Annotated in this window: 8 protein-coding genes; 6 read left to right on the top strand and 2 right to left on the bottom strand. The window is 70.6% G+C overall.

All coding sequences use genetic code 11. The features are described 5' to 3' along the window. Window positions 1-532, top strand: a 532-nt coding sequence (locus ACWDU1_RS27495; protein WP_450002848.1) for an alpha/beta fold hydrolase, incomplete at its 5' end; no start/stop codon positions are given. Here ACWDU1_RS27495 and ACWDU1_RS27490 read toward each other — a convergent pair. Further along, window positions 522-1,169: a methyltransferase domain-containing protein gene (locus ACWDU1_RS27490; protein WP_450002847.1), complete on the bottom strand. Its 648-nt coding sequence runs from the start codon at window positions 1,167-1,169 to the stop codon at window positions 522-524. The genes ACWDU1_RS27495 and ACWDU1_RS27490 overlap by 11 nt on opposite strands. A 165-nt stretch (window positions 1,170-1,334) precedes the next feature. Here ACWDU1_RS27490 and ACWDU1_RS27485 point away from each other — a divergent pair, with 165 nt between their 5' ends. The 5 genes from ACWDU1_RS27485 (at window position 1,335) to ACWDU1_RS27465 (ending at window position 4,985) form a co-directional block, all read left to right on the top strand. Beyond that, window positions 1,335-1,901: a TetR/AcrR family transcriptional regulator gene (locus tag ACWDU1_RS27485; protein ID WP_450002845.1), complete on the top strand. Its 567-nt coding sequence runs from the start codon at window positions 1,335-1,337 to the stop codon at window positions 1,899-1,901. Beyond that, window positions 1,898-2,710, top strand: a complete 813-nt coding sequence (locus ACWDU1_RS27480) for a thioesterase family protein (RefSeq protein WP_450002844.1) — start codon at window positions 1,898-1,900, stop codon at window positions 2,708-2,710. Before ACWDU1_RS27485 ends, ACWDU1_RS27480 begins: the two co-directional genes overlap by 4 nt. Window positions 2,711-2,780: 70 nt before the next feature. Further along, window positions 2,781-3,050: a hypothetical protein gene (locus tag ACWDU1_RS27475; RefSeq protein ID WP_450002842.1), complete on the top strand. Its 270-nt coding sequence runs from the start codon at window positions 2,781-2,783 to the stop codon at window positions 3,048-3,050. Between the two features lie 76 nt (window positions 3,051-3,126). Further along, window positions 3,127-3,963, top strand: coding sequence for an SMP-30/gluconolactonase/LRE family protein (locus ACWDU1_RS27470; protein ID WP_450002840.1), 837 nt, complete (start codon window positions 3,127-3,129; stop codon window positions 3,961-3,963). Window positions 3,964-4,031: 68 nt separating this feature from the next. Next, window positions 4,032-4,985, top strand: a complete 954-nt coding sequence (locus tag ACWDU1_RS27465; protein WP_450002838.1) for a dipeptidase — start codon at window positions 4,032-4,034, stop codon at window positions 4,983-4,985. A gap of 17 nt (window positions 4,986-5,002) precedes the next feature. Here ACWDU1_RS27465 and ACWDU1_RS27460 read toward each other — a convergent pair. Then, the coding region (locus ACWDU1_RS27460) for a transketolase C-terminal domain-containing protein (protein WP_450002837.1) at window positions 5,003-6,574 on the bottom strand (1,572 nt) is incomplete at its 5' end.

The following is a 6,574-nucleotide window of genomic DNA, read 5'->3' as shown; positions in this document are numbered from 1 at the left end:
CCATTTCCTGCATCTGCAGTACTTCCAAGAGCCGGGTGTGGCCGATGCCCACCTGGCCGAGCGGCCGCGCGAATTCCTCTCCCGGGTCTACTACGCGCTCAGCGGCGAATATCACTATCTCGATGTCTGGAACAATCCGCCCGGCACCCGCTATATCGATGCGCTGCCCGTGGCGCCGGAACTGCCATGGCCGTGGCTCTCGCAGTCCGAATTCGACACCCTGGCGTCGGATTTCGAGCGAACCGGGTTCACCGGCGGACTCAACTGGTACCGGGCGATCGACCGGAACTGGGAGTTGACCGAGGCTTTCGCCGAGGACGTTCCCGCGGTGCCGGTGTATTTCGCCTACGGCGAGAAGGACCCCGATATGGAGGGATTCAGTGGCCGCGATCCACTCGCGACCATGCGCGCCGCCCTTCCGGATCTGCGTGCCGTGGAACGGATCCCCGGCGCCGGGCATCTGGTGCAGCTCGAGGCGACCGACGCGGTGAACGCGTTCCTGCTCCGCGGGCTCGGTGAGGTCACCGGCTGAGATCCGCCACCACCAGCCGGTATCCGGCGTCCCATTCGGTGCGCGTGAGCAGTTCGCGATTGCGGGCGTGCCACACCCCGTCGGCGAGGTCCGCGCGTAGCCGGTCCAATCCGGCCGCCACGGCATCCGGCGGGGTGAGGGCCAGCATCGACATTCCGGCGCGTACCTCCGGATCGAGATAGGCCGCGGGCCGCCGCCAATAGGCCGCACCGAATCCGTCGAGGCAATCCGCGGGTACCGGCACGGGGTGGACGCCTACGGTGCCGGGGAGCAGTGTGACCAGGCGATCCAGCGGTACCGCCAGGGCCGCATCGGTAGCGGCGGCGGCCGGCAGGTAGTCGCGCAGCAGCCAGAACTCGCGCATGACCGTATGGTCCCAGGTCAGAATGACGATCCGGCGTCGCGCGATCCGGGCCATTTCGTCGAGCCCCCGGTCGAGCTGTTGCCAGTGGTGCACGGTGAGGACTGCCAGGGCGGCGTCCGCGGCGCCGGTGGCGACCGGTAGCGCTTCGGCGACAGCGCGGATCGCCGGTGCCGCGGCCGCGGGCCGCTGGGCGAGCATCACCGTGCTCGGCTCCACGGCGAGAACGGTCTGCGGCGGTTCGTAGGCTCCCGTGCCGGCTCCCACGTTCACCACGGAGGCGGTTCCTGTCAGGTGGTTCCGGATCGGCTTCGCGATCCGCGGGTCGGGCCGGCGTGTCCGGGAGTAGGTCCGGCCGGTCCGGTCGTACAGCACGTCTCCATCCCTCCTGTGCCGAATATTGGAATGTTCATTCTAGATCGACAGTTCTATAATCATCGGGTGGGCCGATCCGCCAAATACGACAGCGACGCCATCCTGGACGCCGCGCTCGCCGTGATCGCCGAACACGGGCCGGCCGCCGCGACCACCGGTGCCATCGCCCGTCGGCTCGGCGCCCCGACCGGGTCCATCTACCACCGCTTCGCCTCGCGTGAACTGCTGCTCGCGCAGCTGTGGATCCGCGGGATCCGTCGTTTCCAGCAGGGTTTCGTCGAGGCATTGCGGGCCGGCGATATCGAGGCCGCCGCGCTACACGGCGTGCGCTGGTGCCGCGCCCATACCGCGGAAGCGGCGGTACTGCTGCTGCACCGGCGCACGGATCTGGCGCAGCAGTGGCCCGCCGAACTCGGAACGCAACTGGCGGATCTCAACAGCGAGGCCGCAACGGCCTACCGCGCCCTGCGCGACCGATATCCCGGTATCGACCGTCACCGCCTCGATTTCGTCCTCTTCGACCTGCCGTCGGGCGCGGTCCGGCGGCATCTCACCGAACTCCGACCACCGCCGCTCTGGGTGGACGACCTGGTGCGCACCGCGATACGAGCCCTGCTGGAGGAACGACCATGACCGAATCCGCACACCACACCGTCCCGGCGGACACCTTCTTCCATGAACTGGACGACGGCCGATTCGCACCCACGGCGGCTACCGCCTCCCCCTGGGGACCGCGGAGCCAGCACATGGGCCCGGCCTCGGCGCTGCTGGCCCGGGCGGTGGAGCGGGCGCTACCCGCCGCCGACGGTAAACGCCTGGCCCGGATAACCGTGGACGTACTGGCGCCGATCCCGCTGGAACCCTTGGCGATCCGGGTCGCCACCGTGCGGCCGGGGCGGCGCACCGAACTCGTCGAAGCCGTGGCCGAGGTTTCGGGCCGGCCGTTGCTCACGGCCCGGGCGTGGTGCCTGCGGACCACCGACGCCGATTTCCCGGCCGTACCCGGTGGGCCGGCGCTGGTCTCCGATACGCCGCGCCCGCAGCCGCTGCGGTTTCCCGGCGCCTATCTCGAGGGTTATATGTCCGCGGTCGACTGGTATTTCGCCGACGGCGGGTTCGATGTGCTCGGGCCCGCGCGGGTGTGGGCCCGACCCCGGATCCCGTTGCTGCCCGGGGAGATTCCGTCCTCGTGGCAGCGGGTCCTGATCGTCGCCGATTCCGCCTACGGGGCGGCGCTGTCCCTGGACCTGGCCCGCTACCCGGTCATCAACACCGATCTGTCGGTGGCGTTGTACCGCGATCCGGAGGGGGAGTGGATCGGCCTCGATTCACGGATGGCGGTCGCGCCGGGCGGCGGCGCGCACAACGTCGCGACCGTGCACGACGGCACCGGCCCCGCCGGCACCGCGACCCAGGCGTTACTGGCTACGGCGGTGTCATAGGAACCCGTGACCCCGGGGGCCGAACCGCGGCCGGGCAGCGGAGGGCGCACTGTTCCGTAGCCTGGACGCCATGCCCATCCACGGTGTCCTGTTCGATTTCTCCGGCACCCTGTTCCGCTTCGATCCCGTCCCCGACGGGCTGGTCGACGAATCGGGGCGGCCACTGACGGCGGCCGCACGCGCCGAGGTCGTGCGGCGGATGACCGCCCCGGCGGACAGCGCCACCGCCGACGGCGCGGCCGCCGAGATCGGCTGCGCTACCGCGCTCGTGGACGCCGTCCCGGTGGATCGGCGGCCGCGGGCGCTGCTGGACGCGCTCGCCGCGCACGGGCTCGGCTGACCGGCCGCCCGCCCGGCGCCGATGAGTTCCGGCGGTCCGGACCGTCTGCACCGGTACGACAGAAGGGACGGCCGCCGTGGACAGACCCGAGGTGTTACTCGACGGAATCGTGTTCGGTGAATCGCCGCGCTGGCACGACGGGCGGCTCTGGTTCTCCGACTGGGGCGCCGGCCAGGTCATCGCACTCGATCCGGACGGGGGCCACGAAGTGGTCGCCTCGGTGCCGTCGTTTCCGATGTGCATCGATTTCCTGCCCGACGGCCGCCTGCTCATCGTGGATTCGACCGGCGGGCGGCTGCTGCGCCGGGAGCCGAGCGGCGAACTGGTGCCCTGTGCCGATCTGTCCGGCATCACCGACAAACCGTGGAACGATATCGTCGTCGACGCCCGGGGCACCGCCTACGTCAACAGCATCGGATTCGATTTCCCCGGCGGGGACTACGCGCCGGGATTCGTGGTCGCGGTCGACCCCGCCGGCGGGGTACGGCGGGTCGCGCAGGATCTGGCCTTCCCGAACGGTATGGCGATCACCGCGGACGGTACGACCCTCATCGTCGCCGAATCCTACGGCGAGCGGCTCACCGCCTACGACATCACCGACTCCGGCGATCTGGCGGACCGGCGGATCTGGGCCCCGACGCCCGGCGACCACCCCGACGGGATCTGTCTCGACGACCAGGGCGCGGTCTGGTACGCCGACGTCGGTAACCGGCATTGCGTACGCGTGCGGGAAGGCGGTGCGGTACTCGATATCGCCGAATGTGATCGGGGAGCCTTCGCGTGCGCGCTGAGCCGTGAGGAGAAGCCGCGGCTGTTCGTCGTCGGCCAGGAGTACGGGGAGACCGGGGCGCCGGAGCCGACCGGGCGGGTCGTGGCGTTCGCGGCGCCCGCGCCGGGCGCGGGACGCCCCTGAGCCGCGGCGCACGCGCTCGATCGGGCAATGGTGCGGGTCCGGCCGCCGTTGGTGCAGGATGGCTACCCATGACGCTGCTCTGGGACCAGCACGCCTGCCTGCCCCTGCGGGCCACCGCGGACGTGGGGGAGCTGGCGCGATTCCGGCGGCGCGGGCCGACCTTCGTTTCCGTGAATGTGGGGTACAGCCCGCAGAGTTTCGCCGATTCGGTGGGCCTGCTGACCGGTTACCGCAACTCCATCCGTGCCCATCCCGAGCTGACGACGGTATCGACGGTGGCCGATATCGAGGTGGCGGACGCGTCGGGCCGGATCGCCGTCGCGTTCGATCTGGAGGATTCCGGTCCGCTGGACGGCGATCTGGGCAATCTGCGGGCCTTCACCGATCTCGGCGTCCGGACCCTGCTGCCCACCTACAACCACGCCAACCGGGCGGGTTGCGGCTGCCTCGACAGCGAGGACCGGGGGCTCACGGCCTGGGGCGCCGATCTGGTGCGGGAGATGAACGCCGTCGGGATGGTGCCGGACGGATCGCACTGCAGTGCGCGAACCGGCCTGGATATGTGCGAGATCTCGGCCCGTCCGGTGATCTACAGCCATTCGTGTATGCGGAGGGTCTGGGACCATCCCCGCAATATCACCGACGACCAGGCCCGGGCCTGCGCCGCCACCGGTGGTGTCATCGGGATCACCGGCGTCGGGATATTCCTGGGGCCCAATACGCCCACCTTGGAGGCGATGACCCGGCATCTCGAGTACGCGGCCGAACTGGTGGGTATCGAGCATGTCGGCGTGAGCACCGATCATTCCTTCGACGCCGCGGATTTCCTGGCCGAGATCCGGGACAACCCGCATCTGTTCGACGAGTCCTACACCCGGTGGGGGCCGATCCGCTGGATGCCGCCGGAAACCTTCATCGGCCTCGGCGCCCACCTCGAGCGGCAGGGCTGGAGCGAATCCGATATCACCGCGGTACTCGGCGGCAATTCCCTGCGCGTCGCGGCCGCGACCTGGCCGGTCTGACGGCACGCGACCGGTCACTACACGAGCATCAGCTTCCCCGCGGCGTTCTCCAGCGCGGATTCGGTGAGCAGCACCGTGGCCGCCGCCGGGCCCAGTGGCACGAAACTGTCCGCACTCGTCACCCGTGCCTGCCGGCCGGTGAATCCGCCGTCGATCAACGCCGCGAAGACCGATTCGGCCACGCCGCCGCTGTGCCGGGTCTCGTCGGCGACGAGAACCCGGCCGGTGGCCGCCGCGTGCTGCAGGAGATCGGCCACCGGTAGCGGCGCCAGCCAGCGCAGGTCCAGGACGCGGGCGGCGATGCCTCGGCGGCCCAGCCGCCGTGCCACCCGCAGGCACAGCGGGACCGAATTCGCGAACGCGACGAGGGTGATATCCGTTCCGTCGCCGTAGACGCGGGCGCGCCCGATCGGCACATGCTCCGGCGCGCCCGCCGGTGCCGCCCACCGACCGTCGTCGGGTTCGTACAGGTCGCGGGTGTGATAGAGCGCGATGGGTTCCAGGAACACACAGACCCGGCCGTCCACCCGGGCCGCCGACACACAGGTACGCAGCATGGCCGCGGCATCGTCGGGCCGGGCCGGTGACGCCACCACCACACCGGGGATATCGCGTAGCGCCGCAACCGAATTGTCGTTGTGGAAATGGCCACCGAATCCGCGCTGGTAGGCATAGGCCGCGATACGCACGACCATGGGGTTGCGGTAGCGGCCCGCGGAGAAGAACGAGAGGGTCGCCGCCTCGCCACGCAGCTGGTCCAGCGCATTGTGGACATAGGCCAGGTACTGGATCTCCGGTATCGGAACGAACCCGGCGAGCCCGGCGCCGAGGGCAGTGCCGAGAATGCTCTGCTCGTCGAGCAGGGTGTCGAAGACCCGGCGGGCGCCGAACCGCGCGCGCAGCCCCTTGGTCACACCGTAGACCCCGCCCTTACGTGCCACGTCCTCACCGAAGACCAGAATGTCGTTATCGCCGGTGAGCAGTCCGGCCAAGGTGCGATTGAGCGCCTGGGCGAGGGTTTCCGGCTCCGGGGCCGGGCGGCCGTCGGCGCCGAGTGCCGTGCGTTCGACGTCGGCGCGCACCATATCCGGCCGGGCGGGGGCCAGCGGCGCGACGACCGCTTGGCGTGACCCGAGGCGCGGCGCCCGGCGCACCTCGTCGGCGACGGCGGTCACCCGCTCGGTGACCGCCGCGTAGCGCCGCAGGAGCTCATCCGGGGTGCAGGCGCCCGCGGCGATCAGCAGCCGCGCGGTGTGCAGCAGCGGGTCGCGGGCCAGATCGGCCTCGATATCGGCGCGATCCCGGTAGGCCGTCTCCACATCCGATCCGGCATGGCCGAACAACCGGACGGTGCGCAGCCGCAGGAACGCCGGGCGCCGCCGGGCGCGTACCCAGTCCACGGCCGCCTCGGCCGCGGCGAGGGCCGCGGCCAGGTCGCAACCGTCGGCGGAGAAGTAACGCAGCCCCGGGCGGTGACCGTAGGCGTGGTCGATCCAGTCCGGCGGGGTGGGCACACTGATGCCGATGCCGTTGTCCTCGCAGAGGAACAGCACCGGCACCGGAACGCCCAGATGCGCGGTGTGTACCGC

The sequence above is a fragment of the Nocardia sp. NPDC003345 genome (assembly GCF_053589395.1).
The sequence above is the reverse complement of the archived record's forward strand: the minus strand, read 5'-3'. Positions and strand labels throughout refer to the sequence as shown.

Bases quoted from the DNA above. Each gene is read 5' to 3' on its own strand.
- ACWDU1_RS27480 (WP_450002844.1), top strand. From the start codon at position 1,898: ATGACCGAATCCGCACACCACACCGTCCCGGCGGACACCTTCTTCCAT.
- ACWDU1_RS27475 (WP_450002842.1), top strand. From the start codon at position 2,781: ATGCCCATCCACGGTGTCCTGTTCGATTTCTCCGGCACCCTGTTCCGC.
- ACWDU1_RS27465 (WP_450002838.1), top strand. From the start codon at position 4,032: ATGACGCTGCTCTGGGACCAGCACGCCTGCCTGCCCCTGCGGGCCACC.